This is a genomic window from Buttiauxella sp. AC038 (assembly GCF_979253565.1).
This window is the reverse complement of sequence record NZ_CEEDCQ010000001.1, coordinates 1,830,902-1,852,399: the sequence shown is the minus strand read 5'-3', so window position 1 is coordinate 1,852,399 and position 21,498 is coordinate 1,830,902. Positions and strand designations below refer to the sequence as shown.

The following is a 21,498-nucleotide window of genomic DNA, read 5'->3' as shown; positions in this document are numbered from 1 at the left end:
GGGTTACAGCGAGGTTTCCATACGGGGTTTCCTTACGATTTTCACGGCCTTGAACATTAAGCAAAATGGTTGCCAGATTTGGTTACCGGTTGCCTGGTTCAGACTTATTTGAGTATAGAGCGCCGTTTTAAGCGCTCCGGCACCTTGCAGTGAAATTACAGCGGGGATCACATCTGGTTAACAATAAAGCAGTGATGTACAAAATTCATACGCCTTTGCACCAATATAGTCCGCATATAAATGATGGTTAATATTCAGCAGAGAAATAGCTCGATGCGTGATTTGCATACACTGATTGCAGATAAGACAAATTCGCCTTAATACTCAACAAGTTGAACATAAAAAGAGCAAACGAAAAACTTTTTCGCGAACCCTTTGACATGCCCCTCCCGAATCGCTAATATGCGCCCCGTTAACCGATTCCTCTGTAGTTCAGTCGGTAGAACGGCGGACTGTTAATCCGTATGTCACTGGTTCGAGTCCAGTCAGAGGAGCCAAATTCGAGAGCCCGCTTAAGGAAACTTAAGCGGGCTTTTTTGTTTTTGTGGGTTTTGATAATTCTCTGGCAGCACTAACGGGCACATCCTGATGTACCTGTGTGCCAGGCTGATTGTGTTTTAAAAGACACCAGAGCAGTCATGCAGATACTACCCTTTCACACTGCTCCCTTTAAAACTGGCTTAACCAGAATAGAGAGGACGACTCAATGATCACGTTATGCAAAGCTTGCGGCACATCTTATGAGGCCAGCGGTTTCCATCCAGAACATTGCAAAATCTGCAAAGATGAACGCCAGTATCTGCCAGTAACGGGGCAGCAATGGGTCGATTGTGACAGCCTTTTTAGTTCACATACCAATTCGTGGAAACAACATGAAACCCACCTCTTCAGCATTCAAACCGTGCCTGAGTTTGCGATCGGTCAACGCGCTTTTCTTCTGAGAATGCCGGAGGGCAATATTCTGTGGGATTGCATTGCCACACTCGACGACGCAACAAAAACGCTGATTCATTCACTGGGCGGTCTCAAAGCTATCGCCATATCGCATCCTCATTTCTACAGCACCATGCAGGATTGGGCCGCCGAGTTTGAAGCCCCGATTTACCTTCATGCCAGCGATAGCAAGTGGATCATGCGCGACAGTCCATGGATTACACTTTGGGAAGGCGACACCCTTAAACTGGGCACAAACGTCACTGTATTACGACTCGGTGGGCACTTCGCCGGCAGCAGCGTCCTGCACTGGGCACAAGACGAAGGAATGCTGCTTTGTGGGGACACCGTTCAAGTCACCCCTGGCGCGGATGCGGTCTCCTTCATGTGGAGCTACCCGAATATGCTACCGCTGCCAGCAGTGACGGTCGGCAACATCATCAGCCAGCTGAGCGGCGTGAAATTTTCGAAACTCTATGGCGCGTTTGAAGGAAAGGAGATCGCAAAAAATGCCGATGAGATAGTGCGCCGTTCAGGCGAAAAGTATATTGCCTGCCTCAGTTAACGATGTAGCCAGATTCGAAAGCTGGTTTAAAAATCGTTGTTGGGAAATTCATCGGGTGCTTATCGTTAAACCTGGCGGGCGATGCAGAGTCCGGAAATGAAGACTCACTTCCGGATTTTGTTCCTGTGGGCAAAACTAGATTTCAAATGGGAATTTCATGCCCCATTCTTTACGCATATTATCCATGATTTTTAATACGGCGATTGTGTCTTGCGGTTTCATTACGTCACTTGCCGTTTTTCCCTGACGAATACAATTGTTGGTGTGCCTTAATTGATATTCAAAGCCATCGAAATCAAACGGGAAGTGATACTCTTTTTTATTGTCATTCTGGTAAACAGTAAAACCATTTGCCGCATGAGGTGTGTCGATAACAATATAGCCATTCTTACATTGAATAACCGCTTGCTGGCGCGACAACGCTTCTACCGATGAGCTTAGCAAAGCAACTTGCCCTTTTTCATACTGCATATAGTAGAAACTTGACAGGTCGACGCCACCTTCTGATAACACGGCATTGGACACCACGCGTTCAGGCTTATACCCCAACAGCATGCAGGTAATACCAATAACGTAAATTCCCACATCATAAAGTGCGCCCCCAGCCAATTCAGGGTTTATTTTACGATCATTTCTGCTTCCCGGCGGGTTAATACCAAAATCTGCGGCGATATTCACTACATCGCCCAGTTGACCACTGTTTAAAATTTTATGTATTTCAGCATATGCTGGTAAGAATTTCGTCCAGAATGCTTCCATAATAAACAAGCCATTATCAGATGCTTGTTTAAATAAATGCTCAGCCTGGCTTACATCAATCGTGAAACTTTTTTCACATAACACATGTTTATTATTTTTTAAGCACAGCAAGCTATTTTCATAGTGCGAGTTGTGCGGTGTTGCGATATACACTGCATCTATATCAGCGCTCTGTGCCAGTTCCAGATAACTGCCAAATGCCTTCTTCGCACCATATTGCGTAGCAAAAGCCTCTGCATTTTCAATGGAACGTGATGCCACACCAACAAATTCGCACTCATCTGATAAGTAACCCAGAGTCCCGGCGAATTTTTTAGCAATCGTTCCTGTACCAATGATGCCCCAACGGATTTTTTTCATTTTAATGACCATTAACTGTTTTGATGTTGTAAAAAATAACGCCGAGCCACATCAGTTTCAACGAGTTATTCGAAAATCGGAATCACATAGCCAATCTGCATGACAAGGCGAATAGCCAGATTCGCCTGACGGTTTAAAATTCGTTATCATCCGCTCCCACTCACCCTCCAGGCAGCCTGATGTCTACGATTATCGATACCTTTATTGCCCCTGCGTGCCATGACAAGATAGAGGTTCTCTATCAGGATGAGCACCTGGTGCTGATCAATAAGCCCAGCGGGTTGCTCAGTCTGTCGGGGAAAAACCCGCGAAACCTGGACTCGGTGCACCACCGGCTGGTGCAAATATTCCCTGGCTGCACGCTGGTCCATCGCCTGGATTTCGGCACTTCCGGGCTGATGGTGATTGCCCTTAATAAGGTTATCAATGCAGCCCTTTGCCAGCAATTCAGCCAGCGTGCGGTGACCAAAGTGTACAGCGCACTGCTCTGCGGGCATCTGAGCGAAAATGAAGGGGTGATAGATGCGCCGATTGCCAAAGATCCGGCGATCTTCCCGCTGATGTCGATTTGTGCAATCAATGGCAAGCCTGCACGTTCCGGCTATCGCGTCATTGAACGCTTTTATCGCGAACTGGAAGATGGGACGCTACTGCCATTAACACGAGTTGAGCTAACCCCGGAAACAGGGCGTACTCATCAACTGCGCATCCATTGCCAGCAGTTGGGCCACCCTATTTTGGGCTGTGACCTGTATGGCGGACTTTTGCTACCAGGTACTGAACAGACTCCACGGCTGATGCTGCACGCCAGCGAACTGCATTTTGTTCATCCGGTTAGTGGGGAGTGGATTAGAGCGCGGAATGAGAGTTTGTTTTGAGGGTATTAACACTCGTTAAACTAGATTTGCGTCTGCTATGAGCTGTGAGTTCAACCGATGGATGCAACACACTTATTGAACCGCTCTGCGGGTGATTCATAGTCTAGCGTTTTTCTCGGCCTTTCATCTAGCAATCTACAATGGAAAGAAAACTGTCCCACGAATTAGTTTTCATTTCAGAGCATATAATAAACTTAGGCAGTTCCCGTTGCTTCATGTCAATTAACTTTGTAAATCCCAGAAGCGAGAGCTGTACGGCATTCATCTTCTGGTTTGTCACCCAACAGACACCCACCTTTTTTATATTTTATATAGTTTATCTGGTGTGTAGATGAGTGAATATCTGGGCCAACTGTTTACAGGTTTCTTACATGGAAACGATGTACTTCGTTGAAGTCGACGTCTTTATCAATTTATTGGGTTGAGGATTCATTTACGTCTGCGGATATGTTGTACTCGCGCAATATCATTTCTCAAATGAGTAGAAAGTGGCACGTTCAATAAAACATTTTCAGGTGGAATGGGAGTTAAGAACCATTTTTTATATATCTTTTCAAACTCGCCACTATCAAATAAATCATGTAATGTCTCATTGGTTTTTTCCTGCAAATATATTGACCCCTTTGCTGAAACTAATGCAAAAGGCTGAACTTCACTCAATCTATCGCTTGAGATTTCATATTCTCCAGCCGTAGAATACTTCGACATTAAGGAGTAAAGCAAAATATCATCCCCAACAAACACAGAATTATCATTATTTTCCATGTTGTGAAATCCTGAAACAGATGACTGTGATAAGTGAATAAAAAATGAGTAATGCAATTCGGCATTCAGAAGAGTTACTTCTGGCATAGCAACGCCACCTGAAGTAACAAAAACTGTATGTCCTGAAAGCAGTTCTTTTTTTCTAAATGCGCTTTCTTATGATAGATATAAGCTGTTGATGAGTAGAAAAAAGGTTCTGAAAATAACAGTCTTGCCCTTCTTGTTGGAGTATCAGTAAGGTTAGAGCACTCAATGTCAGATTTGTGATTGAGTACCATCTGAAACCTGGCTGCCGGATTAGTTTTAATCCATTTTATATTAAGAGTTTTTATACCTAAATCATTTGCTATATGGCTGGCAACTTTCCTACATAAGTCGATAGCCATTCCAACTGGTTTCTCCATGAGAGTATATGAAAAAGGGTATTGATCATCTATGTATGAAATATTTATTGTGTGCGTTTCCCTGATATTTTCTATGATATTTTTTGCCTCAACCCCATGAGAGAAGAACAAAAAAATAGCTATTACCACATGACTACATTTCATCAACATACTTAACAAGCCTTTACTTCACGGGAATTTGAATTAGTATATCCATTTGCAATGGAAACGCTTAAATGTAACATCTTTCAATAAACGGTAATACATTAAACATTATTAATGTGTCATTGAAAATGTTATCCCTATAGTTAAGCTTTTAAAAAAATGTTAAAATAAACACTCTGAAATTGATGGCATTTAAATCAAAATATATCTATTTGTTATTTCCCTGCTCAGTTTCCACTCTATTTATAGAGCGCTATGTTAACAGAAACGGTGGGAATTTTTATATATGCAATGCTAACTCTTTCCCTTCAAACTGATTTTCTCGTTTTATTTTGATGGCCAACGAGGCGGGTAAACATACAATATCTTAGCTTTCCGGGACATTGATGTTCAGACTGGCTCATGGATCCGTCTGTTAGCGTACACTTCCACTTTCTGTACAAGCGGGATAACAGAAATATCTGTTTTGCCTTTAAGTCGGTGTAGGTATTCTGAATAACCTATCCACTGGTGGGTGGTCATCCAAAACGGAAGCAATGAGGGCGGAGTCAATAGGTTTAGTTGTTTAAAAGGGAAGCCCTCAATGTTGTGTCATAGTGAATTTGGCCATCTATTAATAGGCGCGAATATTCCGCTCTTGGCACAAAGCCGCCAGCAAGACCTCCCTGGGCAGCTAAGCGCGTAGTTTTGACACCGCTGAATTTGAGATGATCACAGGTCCAGTTATGCATGGCGATTACTGCATCATAAAAAACAGTCTGATTCAGAGGGAGTAAATAGCGCGGCTCGAATACAACTGTAGCTTACTGTACGAAACCATAACGTATAGCTCATGGCTAATAACGGTGAGAGTGTCACAGCTCGGCACTCGACTTTCCATATTACGACTAAAGAAGTTTGCATATTCAGGCTTAATGCATCAGCACGTATTAGAACTGATAACTGTAGTTTACGTTGGCGAACCAAAAGTAAGGATCATCATAACTACCTTTGTAAAGTGCAGGAGATTGTACGTGCGAGGACTGCATATGCAGATATGACGCGGCAACCCCAATGTTACTTTGCTGAGTGATTTGGTATTGCGCACCAGTAGCAAAACGCCACTCGTCACCGGTGGGTAACGTGAGTGCGACGTCACTCTGTGAATCGTAAACCGTACTGTCAAAAGCAACGCCTGCGTTTAAACGCCACTGCTCCGTCGGGCGAAACTGCGCACCCAGAGCCGTGTGCCAGGAGTCTTTCAGACGGCTGTTTTTATCGAGATCCCGGCTTGATACAGTTATCTGCGGCGCACCGAACTGGCTCCAGTCCTGCCAGCCAAGATCCCCCATCACAGACCACTGTTTATTTATGTCATGTACCAGACTCAGCATAATTTGCTGTGGAGCCCTCACCTGCGCAGAAATGGGCAGGTCATATTCTACATTGGGCAAGTTCGGGAGCCGGACTTTACCGTCAATATCAAAATTGTATTTGGTTTGACTGGTCCAGGTGAGACCGGCGCGGGTTTGATCGGTCAGCTCCATCAGCAGGCCGAGACGATAACTCATTGCCCAGTCGTGATCTTGCTGTTTTTCATCGTTTTCCCCGACGTTACGCGTTAGCGAAAGGAAACCGTAGTTAGCGTTGACAGATCCGCCCACGGAGAGCCTGTCATTGAGTTTATAGGCTACCGAGGGGCTCAGCGTCATGGCAACCATAGTGCTTTTCTTAATCAGGCGATCTCCCTGCCAGTTACCAAAATCAATGCTTAGCCCATAGTTACCGTAGAGCCCAATCCCCGCGTAGAGATCGTCATTAACCTTTTGCGTATAGAACGCACTGGCGTTAGGAAATAACTGCATGATATTGCCCGGGCTTTTACGGCCAGTCTCATCCTCAAGTGAGTAAGAGACATCACCATTCATTGCCTGTAATCCGCCGGTAAACATATGCTCCGGTAGCCGTGTCATCCCTGCCGGATTGGTCACTATAGTGGAAGCGTCCTGAGCACGCGCGGCCTGCCCCGCTCCCGCCAGAGCCGTATCTTCGGTACCTATCTCGTAAAAATAGAGCGCGCTCGCATGGGTTGTCTGCGAGAAAAACAGACCGAGACAAATCAACATCGGTTTTTTCATTTGCCACCTGATTATTATTGTCATTATTGAAATAGTTAATGCTAATAACAGCGTAGATTACGCCATTCAAATATCCACTATTACGATGCTCATCCCTGCAATAACGATTTCATAACTGAAGCGATTAAATAACCACTAGCCCTGTTTCCAGCGCGTTAGCGAAGAGGCATTCATCGCCAGGCAAACCGCATATTTACATCCAGCTTTAACGTGTTATTTCCCTCTTTGTGGAAATATCAAATGTAAAATCTCAAATCTAAACTACTATTTTCAATAACATTCCCAGCCCCGGAGGCTGCAATTTTATGAAAAAGGTACTTTGTCTGAGTATGCTGGCTTTGTGTGCCAGTAATGCATGGGCTGCGGACGCTATCAGTCTTGATAAGGTCCGCGAACTCGAAACGACGCTTGTTGGGAAAAAGGATGTCAGTGTCACCCCTGAAAACTATGCCTTTGCCGAACTCGACGTGGCGATGAACGAAGAAGTGAAACATGGTGCAACGAATAAGTTTTATCACCACCGTATGCCAATGGAGATTGATAAGCAGCCTGCGGTATTAATGAACCGCGATACTCTCTATTCTTTTGCCATTATTGATGCTTCTCACGGTGCGACAGTTCACGTTCCTGAAGGGGATGGTCGGTATATTTCTCTGCACGTCATGGATCATGATCACACTACTGAACATGTGTATTACGGCGCAGGCGATTACAAAATTGACCCTGACAAAGCGACTCATTTCCTGGTTCTGAATATTCGAACTCAGGTGAATCCAAACGATCCGGCTGACATCCAGAAAGCACATGTCATCCAGGATGAATATAAGGTCACCTTCCCGGACGGATACACGCCAAAAGCGTTCAAGATGATTGACTGGAACACAGATGAGCTGAAAAAACTTCAGGCCCATTATCGCCAGCTCGCAGATAAACGTGGCGTCAGTAAAACGTCCGGCCCACGTGGTGATTATCCGCAAGAGGATGTGAATATCGGTGCGGCAGTGGCCACGGGATTACTGCCTGACAAAGATGCCTGGTACTCATTTAATACCTATAAGGTGGATAAAAATACCTGCTATACCGCGACCTATCAGGTTCCGGGAATGGCAAAACCCGATCTCGGTTTTTATTCCCTGACGATTTACGGTGATGACCTTTACCTGCATAACGAAAAAGGGTCCAGTCTTTCTAACAAAGAACTGAAACTCGATTCGGGCGGAAAAACGTTCACCATGCATTATGGTACTGAGCAAACCTGCGGAAAAGACGCACAAAATTTGCTTATTTCGCCAACGGATAACTGGACACTGGCTTTACGTGTTTATTTCCCAACCCCGGATATTCAGGACAATAAATATAAACTTCCTGAACCAAAGCCGGTGAAGTAATTCATTCCCTGGAGGAAGGCTGAGCATTCAGTCTTCCTCGTACCCTGAAGAAGATACCTATGAAAACAACATTACGCGCTTTAGCAATCGCTGTCGCCATGCTAACCAGTTCTGCAGTACTTGCCGTCGATACTGGTGTACAGGCTGACGGACAAGTCACGGCCCAGAACCCTTCGTTCGCCGCGACCAACGGTGCCAAGGTCACTATGGATAATCTTATCCGAGCCGAAACAGCCAAATATTTCGCCGCAGAGACATTAACGTCAGGGGGAAATAAATTCCGCCATGAACGTAAGGGTATTGATCTAAAAAATCAGACGGTTATCCGCTCAAATTTCGATTTGATTTATTCGTACGGTGTTTTCGATACCAAAGAAGGATTAACAGTTTCAGTTCCTGCTTACGATCTTTATCAGAGTGTACATATTTTCGATGAGGATCATTTCACTATCGCCGTGGTTTATCCGGGGCAAACCGTCACCGTTAAACAGTCGGACTTAACACACGGTCGTTTTGTTTATCTCTTCATGCGCACTCAGCCCAAGAGTCTGGACGAAAAAGGAATAGCAGAACTGAATAAGCGGCAGGATATGGTGAAAGTAAGTTTTGGGGGCACACCTGAACCCTATAAAAGTGACGTGAAATACGATGTTGATTCCTTCAACAAACTGCGTGCTGAAATTGTTCGCCGTGGCCCGAAAGAAGCGGTGATTTATAAAGGTTTTGTCTCTAAAGGGGATAAAATTATCACTCCACAATACCAGTTAGTGAATATTGGCGGTTGGGGTGGGCTACCGGCAAAACACGCTTTTTACTGGGTAGTGGCTCCGGCTGATGAAGGCGCGAAGAATGCACAATGTAGCTCGACCACCATACGTCCTCTTCCCGTTCAGTATGACAAAAATGGTTACTGGTCCTTGACGGTTTACAATGCTGAAGGCTGGGTTAAATCTGACCCATTTGTGATTAATTCACATCATGCCAAAGCGAATAAAGATGGCAGCTACACGCTTCATTTCAACTGTGGCGACAAGGCGATTAACAATTTCCAGACTACGAAGAACTGGAACGCATTAATGCGTGCCTACTTGCCAAATTCCGTTGACGATATTCTTAAATTCTCCAAAGACATGCAGGAGAATCATCCTGTCATTAGTCAGAAATAACCTGCTATTAAGAGAAGTATCGTCAGGTCGACGGTATTTCTCTCCCTCAGGTTAGACCGCCGATAATTATTTATTACCGTGGTGAGGCATAGTCCGTGAATCTAACAAAACTACTTTTTGCACTTTCTCTGCCTTTGGTCGCACATGCTGCTGAAGAACACGCACCGGATGCCGCACAGGCAAATAACCCTCTGGCAAATATGACTGCATTCAATATGCAGAACTACTATATCGGCGATATCAGCGGGACGGACAAAGATGCCAACCAGTTCTGGTTTCGCTACGCCCAGCCTTTTTCTCTGGGAGAAAGCAATTGGTTGTTACGTGCTTCTCTTCCCGTTAACACCTATCCTTCTCCGCCTGACGGAGGGCATCAGACCGGGCTGGGTGATCTGAACCTTTTCACGGCGTATCTGATTGATACAGGCAATCCTGCCATCAGTTTTGGCTTCGGACCTCAGCTTACTGCACCAACCGCGACGGAAAATTCTCTCGGCAGCGAAAAATGGTCAGCTGGGCTGGTTAACGTACTCTTCGATGCCAGTTCACCCAAAATTCAGTACGGTTATCTGGCGTCATGGCAGCACAGCTTTGCCGGGGAAGGGGATCGCAGTGACGTAAACCTCGGCGCTTTCCAGCCCTTTGTATTCTATCAACTGGGCGGCGGTACCTATCTGAGATCTGCACCTATCTGGAACTATAACTTCCAGAATGACAGTTACGGCGTGCCTCTGGGGCTGGGCGTGGGGCAGGTCATAAAACAGGGCAAGACGGTTTATAACTTCTTCATTGAGCCACAAGGCTCCGTTGCCGATCGCGGACCCGGGCAACCACGCTGGCAAGTTTTTGCCGGTCTGAACCTTCAGTTCAATTGATACGAAAGCGTGTTACTCACTTATACCAGAGGTCATAATGATAAAAGTAAATGCCATACTGATGACGACATTGATAATGGGCTCTTCAGCATACGCTGCTCAAACAGTTACCCCAGAAAACTATGCCCGTGCCGAAGTTGACCTTTCTTATCAAAACGTGGTTAACGACGTTGGCAGCAATAAATTCCGTCATGATCGCACACTGATGCCGCTGGATAAGCAACCTGCAGTGACCATGAACCGCGACACAATTTACTCCTTTGGCGTCTACTATGTTCCGAATGGCACGACGGTAACGTTGCCAAAATCAAAAGATGGCCGCTACCAGTCGGCAATGATCATGCAGAATGATGACTTCACCGATCAGGTCTTTTATGGCCCGGGTACTTTTGAGATAAAATCAAAAACCGAGTTTGCGGCAATCGTGGTGCGCACTCAGGTGAATCCAGGCGATCCGCAGGATATTGACTATGTCCATAAGTTACAGGATGAAATAACCGTTAAATGGCCTGCAGGTACCAAAGTTAAGTCTTATACGCCCGTAGACTGGGATAAAGACAGCCTGATGACGTTGCGTAAACAGTACCAGGCTGAGGCAGCGAAATTACCTAACTTCAATGACACCGCAGGTGCACGGGGTAAAATTGACCCGAAAATGCTACGTCTTAGCGCCTCTGTCGCGCTCGGTTTGCTTCCCGCAGAAGACGCAGTTTACCTCTATCGTGATTTTGGTCTGAGCGGGGATAAATGCTACAAAGCTACCTACAGCAAACCAGATTTCAATGAAGGTGGTTTCTTCTCCTTCACGATGTATGGTGCGGATAAATACCTGCACGATGAGAATTCTATTCTGAATAACCGCACCATTAAATTCGATCCGGATGGCAAATTCACTATTTACTATGGTCCTGAAAAGGTCTGCGGTACGCAGAAAAACTGGCTACCCACTCCTGGAGATAACTGGTATCTGGGAATGCGTATTTATCGCCCTGGGGAGTCTGTCATTAATGGTTCTTATACCGTACCGACACCTGTCGAAGTGAAATAAGATTGTGAACGCGGGCCAGGTAAAACTGGCCTTTGTGTATTCCCGATGTCTTTGCGTCAGGTGTTTCTGTTGGAGTGACTCTTAACACTAAGCGCTCTTTCGGGCGGCTGTGAGCAAGAAGCGGAAGTTAAACATGAAAACAGGTAAACACTTTGCCAGATGTCCGTCCATTTCTCGCAGCTGTTTATATTTTAACTTTTGATACAGCCTGGTTTTCTGAAAGTTCTATTTTAAATATCATGAGCGATTTTTATTTTATTGCGCAATGTACTTTTACTATCTGATATATAAAATATTCCAACCCCCTTCCCTCCTGCATAAGAATACGCTACTCTCAAAAATGCGTTCGCTACCCAAATGGTTTTGGTGCTATATTCTTGCTTAATTCATAAAAATCTTAGACTAACATCTGATATATAACTTACAATCAAAGGTTAAAAAATGGAAAAAACACCCCCAGAATATACACCTGTTGACTTAGCGCGTTGGGCAAGGAAGGAGCATTTTGAAGTATTCCAGTCATTTGCTCAAAGTACAATTAACCAAACTGTCCTGGTAGATATTACCGTGCTGCTAAAACATATAAGGGAAGTTGGCTGGAAATTTTACCCTACTATTATTTTTCTCCTCTCAAAAATCGTAAACAGTCATGCGGAGTTCCGTATGGCCATAAAGAACAATGAGCTTGTCATATGGAATGAAATTCATCCAAGCTATACCATTTTCCATAATGAAACGGAGACCTTTTCATCATTATGGAGTCATTACGATGGCAATATTCATCACTTCCAGGACGTTTATTCAGAAGATGTTGCACAATATGGTAATAACCTTTCTTATTGGCCTAAGGAAGAGTCTCGGGAAAATGTATTTTTCGTATCAGCTATTCCTTGGGTAAGTTTCACCAGTTTTAATATCAATGTTGCTAACATGCAGAACTTTTTTGCCCCCATGTTCACTCTTGGAAAATACTACGAACAAGATGGAAAAGTACTGTTGCCTCTCGCCATTCAGGTACATCATTCCGTGTGCGATGGTTTCCATGTGGCAAGACTGTTCAATGAGTTACAAGAGATGAGTGTTGGCATAGCCACCATCGCAGCAAACTGAAAAACAGGGCTGGCAACAGGAGTTTGCTACTCCTGTCGTTTTTCCATCGCGTTTAACCAGGAGGAGATATTCCGGTGTATGACCAGGCAGAAAGAACATTTTCCATTTAACCGTATCTGGTTTTCCCATCTATATAAGGCTGAGGTTTACCAAACAGATAGCCTTGTATGAAATCACAGCCCAGCACCTGAAGGCTTTCCAGTTGCTCCTGTGTTTCAACACCTTCCGCAACGGACTTCATATTGAGGGATTTCGCCATGCCGATGATGAGCCTGATAATATTAAGAGCGTCTTCATGTGTCGATATCGAATTCACAAAGGACTTGTCTATTTTTATTTTATCGAAGGCAAGCCTGCTCAGGCGCGAAAGAGAAGAATAACCGGTACCAAAATCATCGAGGGAGATTTTCACCCCCAGAGCCCGCAGCCTGTTAAGCGTATTCATCGGCGTATTGCTCTCAGTAAAGAGAGAGGATTCTGTCACTTCCAGTTCAAGACGCTCCGCGGGAAGTCCCGTTTCGTTCAGAATGGACAACACCATTCCAGCAAAGGTTTTACTGCTTAGCTGGACAGGAGAGACATTGACTGAAATTTTAGCCGGAATAACCCAGGAAGCGGCTTCCCGGCAGGCCATTTCAAGCACCGATTTACCCATCTCGTTAATCATTCCTGTTTTTTCAGCCACAGGAATAAAATTGTCCGGCGACAGTAGGCCCTTTTGAGGATGTATCCAACGAATAAGGGCTTCATAGCTGTAAATTTCCTGGCTGAAAGAATCGACAATAGGCTGATAGTAAACCACGAATTCTTTATTCACTAACGCCAGTGCCATATCATGCTCAAGGGTTCGGCTTTCTTGCAGCTTATCTAACATCCATTGCCGGAAGACTTTTATCTTACCAACGCCTTCTTTTTTGGCTTCATAAAGGGCCAGATCGGCAAATTTATAGAGATAGTCGGAGCGGCGTTCAGTGTCTGAGATGACAATGCCGACACTGGTGGTTATATTGATAATCGTATTATAAATAGTGTAGGGCTGGTTGATAGCATCGCATATATTTTGGGCTCGTGAAACGGCACTGCTCTCCGTCAGACCACTCGAGAGAAACGCAAACTCGTCCCCGCCTAAACGATAAAGCGTATCGGAAGCCAGGCACATAGAAATCAGACGGTGTGATATCTGGCGTAATAACGTATCACCGACATCATGACCATACGTATCATTGACCTCCTTGAATCGATCTAAATCAAACAACATCACATTCACAGAATTATTGTTTTTTACTGCGTTTTCGATGGTTTCATTTAAATTCCCCCAGAAAAAATGGCGGTTATTCATCTCTGTCAGAGAGTCATGGTAGACGTCATACTCCAACCTTGCATTCTGGACTTGCAGTTTTTCTTTAGATTCCTGCAGTGCTTCAGCAAGACTCTTTACCTGAAGATGCGCCTTCAGAATATTTCTGTTTTGATAAAATATCAGCAGACCAAGTATCGCACTCATTATTATCAGCAATACAGATGTCGCTGAGTAAATATAGTACAGGGTTTTAATTTTGAGGTTGGCGTCATTAATCGTGTTGATATCTTTGTCTAAAGCGCCGGACGACAGACGAGCCAGTTGTGGGTCAAGTGTCTGCATTTTTTTCAGGTATGCCTGGAGTTCTGAGCGGTTCATTTTCTCAAGATTAATATCCAGATACTCAAGTGTCTTTTCAAGCTGTAGAGCCAGTGCATGATGGGCTTTATTGCTTTCTATGTAATTACTCAGATCACCTTCTTTCATTAAATCACTCTGGCTGAGCATAATGTCGAGACGCATGCGTACATCATCCAGCGTCATCGTCTCATCGATAGTGTAAAGACCAAGCAACGATTCGAACCGGTAATACTCTGATACCATCTGTGCAACAGACCACGAAGCGGCGTAGTGAGTCAGTTTCTGTAACTCTTGTTGCCTTTCATGCACAAGGAAAGAAATATATCCGGTAGATATAAAAAGGAAACAAATGATGCCAGCCAAAATTCTGTTCATGTTGGTCTTCTGACCCCTTACTCAATATTCATTCTGCTGACCTGCCAGGCTGACCTTGAATAATAAATCTGATTATTCAGTTCAGGCAGGCTGTCATAGGGGTAAACAACAAACATCGGGCCTTTATCACGGATACGCATATATGTTCCGTTGATTTTTAAAGCAAGGATAACGTTGTATTTCTTAAAATCACTGAGGGGAATTTCGGTGGTGTAGTCATTGAGCGCAGTGACTTTAACAACTGAACCTTTCGCCCCGACATAATCCATGAGCTTTTGCAGTGGAATACCCGTAAAGGTAGTGCGGCCATCATACCAGGGAGAAGTGCTCTGAAAGCTGACCATACCCAATTTCTCAAGGCTGGCGAGATCAAAAACGGCTTTTCCACCTTCATTTGTATTTTCGATATTACCAGACAGCGTTAAAAGGACTTTACCGGCAGGTTTAGGAAATTCGCCCGCCCAGACCTGTGTGGAGAGCACAAAGCTTAACAGCATGACAATTAACCGCATTCTGACCTCGTATTTCAACCGGATGTTAAAGAATTATAATTTAGTTACTGGGCTATTTATATATGCTCCATGGCTATTGTTGATGCAATCAGCCCACCAACACTTTAACTCATTAAAATCAATCAGTTAAAAAATACTTTATTTTTTATAGTGAATAAAAATGGTCGGCACCGTTATTTGATATACACAAAATAGCGGTGCGCCTGTGCAAAAAAAACCACTTATTTACCCTTCGCAAATAAACACACAGCAATATAAAGGTTTATTTGTTTGTGAGTCGGCAGAGATTTCACGCAAGCAATTTCCTCTCCTGGCACATAACAGACCTTCTGCGTCTACCAAATACAAAGGCCTACTTAGAGTTACCTAAGTAGACTTTCTTAGCTTTATGGAAATATTTATGTCATTCGCCGCCTGGAACACCACCAGAAAAGTGCTTCACTTCATTTAATTCACTAAAACTCACCATCACTTCCAGATAATCACCTTAAGCTGTACCAGCTTCCGGTTCGTTATCAAATAGAACTGAAATGGACTTTAATGCCGCCTTATAATCTTGCTAAATACGGCCAAAAATACCCGCACACTCTGTAAAGTTTTGCATATCCTTTTGACCCTCCCCTTAGGGGAAGGTCTAGAGTCGAGCACAACTCAACTCTCTTTTGAAAGGAATCATAGATGAAACGAAATATGCTGTTTGCATTACTGGCACTGAGCATCAGTGGCTCTGCAATCGCCGCTCAATCTGATGCAGAATTTCTCGCAGCACACGGTTTAGCGGGCAAAACTACCGAGCAAATGGTGGAGGCGATCGACGGTTCGACTCAGGCGCGACCATTGCCATATAACGCAGGTATCACCAGCACCGAATTGAAATTGTCTGATGGAACCCAGCAGTTCAGCTATCCGCTGGGTGATAAGTTCTATTTGTCTTTCGCACCTTATCTGACGCAAACCCATCCGTGCTTTAACCACAGTCTTTCTGGCTGCCGTGGCGAGCTTGCGAATACGCCGTTTGATGTGAAAGTAACGGATAAAAGCGGCAAGGTGTTGATGCAGAAAAAGATGACCAGCCACGCGAATGGCTTTGTGGGTATCTGGTTGCCTCGTGATATCAAAGGCACGATTGAAGTGAGTTATCAGGGGAAAAAGGCCACCGCACCGATTGCGACACATACCAGTAGCCAAACCTGTTTAACCACGCTGCCGCTTCTGGGCTAATAGGAACGTTAATGTCGGATTGAGTTGTCGGATGTCGCTTACGCTAATCCGACATCCACCGTTATCTTCCCGCCCAAAACGCCTGCTGCATCGCCCTTGTCTCTTCGATAATCTCTTCTACTGGGCCAATCAATTCCACCGGTTTCTGGCAATGCTCGAAGACATATTTCGACGACACGCTCATGGTCGGGTTTTCTTGATGGCTGCCGGTCGCTTCCAGTAATTGGCTTTCATACATACCGAAAACCACGCGCCCGATATTCGCCCAGTACGCCGTTCCCGCGCACATGCAGCAAGGTTCGACGGCGGTATACAGCGTGCATTGCCATAAATATTCGGCGGTGTAATTGGTTGCCGCAATGCGCGCAAGTGTTGATTCCGCATGGTTTACCGTGTCGATATTGCACTGTTCAAGTAACACCGTTTCGTTATCTGGCGCGACTAATAGCGCACCAAACGGATGGTGCCCAAGCGCCATCGCCCGTTCTGCCACCGCATTGGAGCGGCGCAGGTGGCGCAAAATTTGCTCTTTACTTGGTGCAGGCCCACGTTTTAATGACATGTTTTTCCTTCCTTATTTTGTATCGAGGCTCCACGGGAACAGCCGTTTTTGCAGCCAGCTCACCAGCCCGTAAAGCGTCAGGCTACACACCACCAGCAAGAACAAACTGGCGAAAGCCAAGGGGATTTTGAACGATGATGTGCTGAATAAAATCAGGTAACCCAGGCCCTGGTCGGCTGCAACAAACTCCGCGACTACTGCCCCGATAATCGACAGCGTAATCGCTACTTTTAATGCGCTGAAAATATACGGCACCGCATAAGGCATGCGGATTTGCCAGTATTCGCGGTTGCGTGGCGCACGTAATGTCTTCGACAGCTCAAGCAATTCGGACGGCACGGAGTTCATCCCTGTCGCCGTAGAAATTACCAGTGGGAAGAAGGAGATAAGTGTGGTGATCACCACTCGTGGCAGCATGCCGGAACCCAGGGTCACGACAATAATTGGCGCAATCGCCACCACCGGTGTGGACTGAATCACAATCAGCCACGGCAGTACCAGGCGGGCGAGCAATTTAGAGCTGACAATCGCAATGGCCAGCGGCAGCGCAATCACAATCGCCAGCAGGAAACCGCTCAGCGCCACGCTTAATGTTGCAAGGATATGAGTCGCCCAGCGTCCGGCATCTAACGTGCTTACTGAAGCAAAAATGGCCGATGGCGATGGCAGAATAAACACCGGGATGGCGAATAATTTACACGCCCCTTCCCACAGCAAAACCGCCACCACCAGCGCCAGCAGCGCGATGTACCTTTCCAGAAACGCTTTCATGCATGCTCCTTGCGGCGGCTGAAGACTTTGTGGCGGATGTCCGCCGTTAACTCATGGAATAGCGGATGGTTGAGTGTTTCCTCATCTCTTGGGCGTGCCAGCGGCACATCTATAATTTCACTCACGCGGCCCGGGCGAGCGCTCATCACCACGATGCGGTCAGAAAGCAGCAGCGCTTCCTGAATCGAGTGGGTGACGAACAGCACCGTTTTCGGGCGTTCGTTCCAGATACGCATGAGCTCGAAACTCATTTCATCGCGGGTTAGCGAATCGAGGGCGGAAAACGGTTCGTCCATCAGCAAAATATCCGGGTCATGCAGTAACGAACGGGCGATGGAAACGCGCTGCTGCATGCCGCCCGACAGCTCCGCCGGGCGTTTATTGGCAAACTGCGTCAGGCTGGTCATTTCCAGCAGTTCATGCCCGCGCGCCATATCTTTAGCATCCACGCGGCCATACTTGTGTTTCATCGGAAACGTGATGTTATCGAGCACGGTGAGCCACGGCAGCAGCGTCGGTTTCTGGAACACAAACCCCATTTCATCGCGTGGTTCGGTCACCGGTTTGCCATACACCGAAATGGTGCCGCTGCTCGGTTTCAAAAGCCCGGCAATCAGGCGCAAAATGGTCGATTTCCCGCAGCCTGACGGGCCAATAAACGAGACAAATTCATGGCGGCGTAGCGTCAGATTGACCTCTTCCAGCGCGGTGACCTGCGTGCCATCTGCGGATATAAATGTCTGATTAACATGACTCAACTCTATTACAGGCTGCATGGCATTCCCTTATTTGGCGAGATAACTGCGGTCGACCAGCGTTTCCGGGTTCACTTTATCGAGTGGATATTTCATTGATTTCGCCACCCACTCCCAGGTGTGTTTCAGAAGCGTCGGGTCGAATTGCCCCAGCCCATCGCGCTGGCTGATTTCGTTGTTAATCAGCGGTTTTGTTACGTTAAAGTCAGCTTCCAGCATCGCGACGTCGGCTTCTGGCACCATGGCTTTTTGATCAGCAGCCGCTTTGTCCGGGTGGGCAAGGCTAAACTCGATAGACTTTTTGGAAGCACGCACAAAGCGCGTGACAACATCTGGCTTTTCTTTGATGAGTTTGTCGGAGGCAAAGAACGACAGGCCGTAGCCATCGAGACCGTAATCGGTCCACGCCAGTTCGAGCGGTTTTTTACCGACCTGAGTCAGCGTCGCTTCTATACTCGGGCGATTAGTTGACCACACCACCACGCCATCAACACGCCCCTGCGCCAGCATTGGCACCAGCGTGCCAGGATCTGCTTTGATCTGTTTTACGCTATCGGGATCAACGCCATTATTTTCCAGCATGATGGGCAACAACGCATTAGAAGCAGAGAACGTCGGGATGCCCAACGTTTTGCCTTTCAGGCTTTTCATATCGGTCACGCCGCTGCCCTGCCAGGAGTAAATGGCATCCGGCTGTTTTGAGTAGATGCTCATGATAGCTTTAACTGGAATGCCACCTTCAGCTTGCGCCATCATTAAAGAAGCAATCCCGCCAGTGCCGACATCGGCGGCTCCGGAGGCAATTTTGGTCAGCGTATCGCTGCTGCCACGACCTGGTAAAATGGTGACATCCAGCCCTTCCGCTGCGTAAAACCCTTCCTGCACGCCAACAAAGACAAAGGCTTTGTCACCGCCATTCGGCATCCAGTCGAGTTGCAGTTTTAATTTATCCGCAGCGGCGGCATGCGCACTTATCAGTGCCAGAGCTACAGCAGTTGTCAGTCGAATCACACGCATGCGTTTATCCTCAAAATTGATCGAATTGGCCCGGCGGGCAGATGTGAAACATTTGTCACAACGGTTAGAAACTTTTGTTTCAAACATACGAGTAGCATGGTCAAAAGTTAAAATAGGAAAATCTTATAACCAGCTAAAAAGCAGGCATTTAGCCACCAAATAGAGCTGTCTTCTTTATTCTCAGGCCATAGGGGTATACCGTGTTGAGCATTAGAAACATCTCAACCGAAACACTCGGTTCAAAGAATGAGGATTGATTATGAAAGCGGTAGTACTTGAACAAGTTGAAGGTCAGACGCAAGCCGAAGTGAAGCAATTTTCAGCTCCGGCGGCAGAGTTGGGGAATGTGCTGGTCGATGTTGAGTGGTCAAGCCTGAACTATAAAGATGCGCTGGCGATTACCGGCAAAGGCAAAATTATCCGTAACTTCCCGATGGTGCCTGGCATTGATTTCGCAGGCCGTGTGGCGAGCAGCGATGATGCGGCTTTCAGCGCAGGTCAGGAAGTGGTGTTGACCGGCTGGGGCGTTGGCGAAAACCATTGGGGCGGCCTTGCCGAGCAAGCGCGTGTTAAATCTGAGTGGCTGGTTGCGCTGCCTGCGGGTTTAACCGCACGCAAAGCGATGATCGTCGGCACCGCAGGCTTTACCGCAATGCTATGCGTGATGGCGCTGGAAGAAGCCGGTGTGACGCCAGAAAGTGGTGAAGTCGTGGTGACCGGTGCCAGCGGCGGTGTGGGCAGTACCGCAATCGCCCTGCTGCATGCGTTGGGCTACCAGGTTGTCGCGGTTTCTGGCCGTGAATCAACGCATGACTACCTGCGCCAGTTGGGTGCCAGCCGCATTCTGCCGCGCAGTGAGTTTGCTGAGACTCGCCCGCTGGAGAAACAAGTGTGGGCCGGTGCGGTGGATACCGTGGGTGGTAATGTGCTCGCCAAATTGCTGGCACAGATGAACTACTCCGGCTGTGTTGCGGCCTGTGGTCTGGCGGGTGGTTTCTCGCTGCCAACGACTGTGATGCCATTTATTCTGCGTAATGTGCGCCTGCAAGGTGTGGATTCAGTGAGTGCGCCGATTGAACGCCGGGTTGCCGCGTGGGAGCGTCTGGCCAAATTGCTGCCAGAGAGTTTCTATGAGACGGCGACGACCGAGATTAGTCTGGAGCAGGCACCGAAATTTGCCGATGACATCATGAACAATGCGGTTCAGGGGCGGACGTTGGTGAAGGTGAAGTAAGCTCTCACCTCTTTCACAAACTATCTCAATAAGGATAAAAATTGAGATAGTTTGTTGTAGTTATCCCTTGCCCCGACCAACCCTGGAGACACTCCATTGGTCGGGATTTTTTATCAGTCATCAATTAGCTGGGTAACGCGACATCTATACAATTGAGCGAGTTTTTCTAACGTGGAACGCTGAGGTTTAGCGCGTTTCTCCATGTTTGCTACACCCGCTTGAGAGATGCCGAGCACTTCCGCAACAGCCTCTTGGGATAGACCACGATACATGCGCCAGGCGGCATGTAAAGTCGCGCCCTTTCTCATTTGGTAACCTACGACTTCATGTGGGATTGTCTCATCGTCGTTAGGGCCAGGAGCATAGGGAGCCGATTCGTAAAAATCATCCAAGTCTGCGGCTTCTACCAGTTTATTAAACAGGTCAATAGGTATCACAGCAGATTGACGTGCACCATTTTCATCGGTCAAAAATTGTATGTTTTTCATTCTTACGGGTCTCGCAAATATTGGAGAAAAGTCGAGCTTTCTCACTGGTTGAAGCGGGTTGCCTCGCCTCCACTTAGTATGTATTTGATTGTCTGCGCATTACCTCTTCAATCTGGATTATGGTTGGATTTCCATCTATTACCGTAAACAGCATCCGATAAACACCCACCCTTACCCGATATTCTTTCCCTTTACTGCCTTGCAGCTTCTTTAAATCTAGCTGCACATCAGGGAATTCTTCTAGCTCACTTATCCGGGCATATATCGCTTCACGGTAGCGGCTATCTATGCGGAGAAGCTGTTTCATTGCAGTCTTACTCCATTCAACATTCGGCACTTTGGCTTCCTTATGTCGATCCGTGATAGTTAGCATAACTAAATTTAGTGATAA

The 21,498-nt window shown here is 46.3% G+C and carries 21 protein-coding genes, 1 tRNA gene and 1 pseudogene; 10 read left to right on the top strand and 13 right to left on the bottom strand.

Translation table 11 applies throughout. The annotated features are described in order from the left end of the window. The first annotated feature begins 421 nt into the window (after positions 1–421). A tRNA-Asn gene (locus AC0IXI_RS08835) sits at positions 422–497 on the top strand. A gap of 209 nt (positions 498–706) precedes the next feature. After that, positions 707–1,498, top strand: a complete 792-nt coding sequence (locus AC0IXI_RS08830; protein ID WP_471682277.1) for an MBL fold metallo-hydrolase — start codon at positions 707–709, stop codon at positions 1,496–1,498. A gap of 135 nt (positions 1,499–1,633) precedes the next feature. Here AC0IXI_RS08830 and AC0IXI_RS08825 read toward each other — a convergent pair whose 3' ends face one another. Continuing rightward, a complete protein-coding gene (locus AC0IXI_RS08825; protein ID WP_166671981.1) occupies positions 1,634–2,617 on the bottom strand; it encodes a Gfo/Idh/MocA family protein in 984 nt (327 codons plus the stop codon). Positions 2,618–2,796: 179 nt separating this feature from the next. Here AC0IXI_RS08825 and AC0IXI_RS08820 point away from each other — a divergent pair, with 179 nt between their 5' ends. Next, positions 2,797–3,495, top strand: a complete 699-nt coding sequence (locus tag AC0IXI_RS08820) for an RluA family pseudouridine synthase (protein WP_413498537.1) — start codon at positions 2,797–2,799, stop codon at positions 3,493–3,495. 429 nt (positions 3,496–3,924) lie between these two features. On the opposite strand, the gene AC0IXI_RS08815 is transcribed toward AC0IXI_RS08820, so the two are convergent. From AC0IXI_RS08815 to AC0IXI_RS08800, 4 genes and pseudogenes are all read right to left on the bottom strand, one after another. After that, a complete protein-coding gene (locus AC0IXI_RS08815; RefSeq protein WP_471682276.1) occupies positions 3,925–4,347 on the bottom strand; it encodes a hypothetical protein in 423 nt (140 codons plus the stop codon). Then, positions 4,335–4,814 (bottom strand): transporter substrate-binding domain-containing protein, encoded by a 480-nt coding sequence (locus AC0IXI_RS08810; RefSeq protein WP_471682275.1) that lies wholly within the window; start codon positions 4,812–4,814, stop codon positions 4,335–4,337. Before AC0IXI_RS08810 ends, AC0IXI_RS08815 begins: the two co-directional genes overlap by 13 nt. 551 nt (positions 4,815–5,365) lie before the next feature. Then, a pseudogene (locus tag AC0IXI_RS08805) lies at positions 5,366–5,596 on the bottom strand (glycoside hydrolase); the annotation flags it as partial. A gap of 141 nt (positions 5,597–5,737) precedes the next feature. After that, the gene (locus AC0IXI_RS08800) at positions 5,738–6,925 is read right to left on the bottom strand and encodes an OmpP1/FadL family transporter (protein WP_471682274.1); all 1,188 of its coding nucleotides are present in this window, start codon (positions 6,923–6,925) and stop codon (positions 5,738–5,740) included. 305 nt (positions 6,926–7,230) lie between these two features. Between AC0IXI_RS08800 and AC0IXI_RS08795 the strand changes: the two genes are divergently transcribed. The 5 genes from AC0IXI_RS08795 (at position 7,231) to catA (ending at position 12,512) form a co-directional block, all read left to right on the top strand. Then, positions 7,231–8,313, top strand: coding sequence for a DUF1254 domain-containing protein (locus AC0IXI_RS08795; RefSeq protein WP_424222396.1), 1,083 nt, complete (start codon positions 7,231–7,233; stop codon positions 8,311–8,313). A 59-nt stretch (positions 8,314–8,372) separates the two neighbouring features. Further along, positions 8,373–9,479, top strand: coding sequence for a DUF1254 domain-containing protein (locus AC0IXI_RS08790; RefSeq protein WP_471682273.1), 1,107 nt, complete (start codon positions 8,373–8,375; stop codon positions 9,477–9,479). A 95-nt stretch (positions 9,480–9,574) separates the two neighbouring features. Further along, positions 9,575–10,354 (top strand): hypothetical protein, encoded by a 780-nt coding sequence (locus AC0IXI_RS08785; RefSeq protein WP_120066471.1) that lies wholly within the window; start codon positions 9,575–9,577, stop codon positions 10,352–10,354. Between the two features lie 37 nt (positions 10,355–10,391). Then, a complete protein-coding gene (locus AC0IXI_RS08780) occupies positions 10,392–11,402 on the top strand; it encodes a DUF1214 domain-containing protein (RefSeq protein ID WP_120066470.1) in 1,011 nt (336 codons plus the stop codon). Between the two features lie 441 nt (positions 11,403–11,843). Beyond that, positions 11,844–12,512, top strand: a complete 669-nt coding sequence (gene catA / locus AC0IXI_RS08775) for a type A chloramphenicol O-acetyltransferase (RefSeq protein WP_134185515.1) — start codon at positions 11,844–11,846, stop codon at positions 12,510–12,512. A 106-nt stretch (positions 12,513–12,618) separates the two neighbouring features. On the opposite strand, the gene AC0IXI_RS08770 is transcribed toward catA, so the two are convergent. Continuing rightward, a complete protein-coding gene (locus AC0IXI_RS08770) occupies positions 12,619–14,547 on the bottom strand; it encodes a putative bifunctional diguanylate cyclase/phosphodiesterase (RefSeq protein WP_471682272.1) in 1,929 nt (642 codons plus the stop codon). A 17-nt stretch (positions 14,548–14,564) separates the two neighbouring features. Further along, a complete protein-coding gene (locus AC0IXI_RS08765; protein ID WP_413498560.1) occupies positions 14,565–15,059 on the bottom strand; it encodes a putative pterin-binding protein in 495 nt (164 codons plus the stop codon). 678 nt (positions 15,060–15,737) lie between these two features. Between AC0IXI_RS08765 and cueP the strand changes: the two genes are divergently transcribed. Continuing rightward, positions 15,738–16,280: a copper-binding periplasmic metallochaperone CueP gene (gene cueP / locus AC0IXI_RS08760; RefSeq protein ID WP_134185511.1), complete on the top strand. Its 543-nt coding sequence runs from the start codon at positions 15,738–15,740 to the stop codon at positions 16,278–16,280. A 61-nt stretch (positions 16,281–16,341) separates the two neighbouring features. Here the strand turns inward: cueP and AC0IXI_RS08755 are convergent, their stop codons facing one another. Genes AC0IXI_RS08755 through AC0IXI_RS08740 form a run of 4 tightly spaced genes read right to left on the bottom strand, consistent with a single transcriptional unit; the run spans position 16,342 to position 19,385 of the window. After that, positions 16,342–16,842, bottom strand: coding sequence for a nucleoside deaminase (locus AC0IXI_RS08755; RefSeq protein ID WP_064512090.1), 501 nt, complete (start codon positions 16,840–16,842; stop codon positions 16,342–16,344). A gap of 12 nt (positions 16,843–16,854) precedes the next feature. Next, positions 16,855–17,613 (bottom strand): ABC transporter permease, encoded by a 759-nt coding sequence (locus AC0IXI_RS08750; RefSeq protein ID WP_064559369.1) that lies wholly within the window; start codon positions 17,611–17,613, stop codon positions 16,855–16,857. Further along, the gene (locus AC0IXI_RS08745) at positions 17,610–18,389 is read right to left on the bottom strand and encodes an ABC transporter ATP-binding protein (RefSeq protein ID WP_471682271.1); all 780 of its coding nucleotides are present in this window, start codon (positions 18,387–18,389) and stop codon (positions 17,610–17,612) included. The genes AC0IXI_RS08750 and AC0IXI_RS08745 overlap by 4 nt, the downstream gene beginning before the upstream one ends. Positions 18,390–18,398: 9 nt before the next feature. After that, complete coding sequence (locus AC0IXI_RS08740) at positions 18,399–19,385, bottom strand: ABC transporter substrate-binding protein (protein ID WP_471682270.1); 987 nt, start codon at positions 19,383–19,385, stop codon at positions 18,399–18,401. Between the two features lie 259 nt (positions 19,386–19,644). Between AC0IXI_RS08740 and acuI the strand changes: the two genes are divergently transcribed. Continuing rightward, entirely contained in the window at positions 19,645–20,619 is a 975-nt protein-coding gene (gene acuI / locus AC0IXI_RS08735) for an acrylyl-CoA reductase (NADPH) (protein ID WP_064559374.1), read from the top strand. Positions 20,620–20,732: 113 nt separating this feature from the next. Here acuI and AC0IXI_RS08730 read toward each other — a convergent pair whose 3' ends face one another. Next, a complete protein-coding gene (locus AC0IXI_RS08730) occupies positions 20,733–21,107 on the bottom strand; it encodes a helix-turn-helix domain-containing protein (RefSeq protein WP_134185507.1) in 375 nt (124 codons plus the stop codon). A 73-nt stretch (positions 21,108–21,180) separates the two neighbouring features. Further along, positions 21,181–21,444 carry a type II toxin-antitoxin system RelE family toxin gene (locus tag AC0IXI_RS08725; protein ID WP_413498545.1) on the bottom strand — a complete coding sequence of 88 codons (264 nt, stop codon included), beginning with the start codon at positions 21,442–21,444 and terminating at the stop codon, positions 21,181–21,183. Positions 21,445–21,498 lie beyond the last annotated feature (54 nt).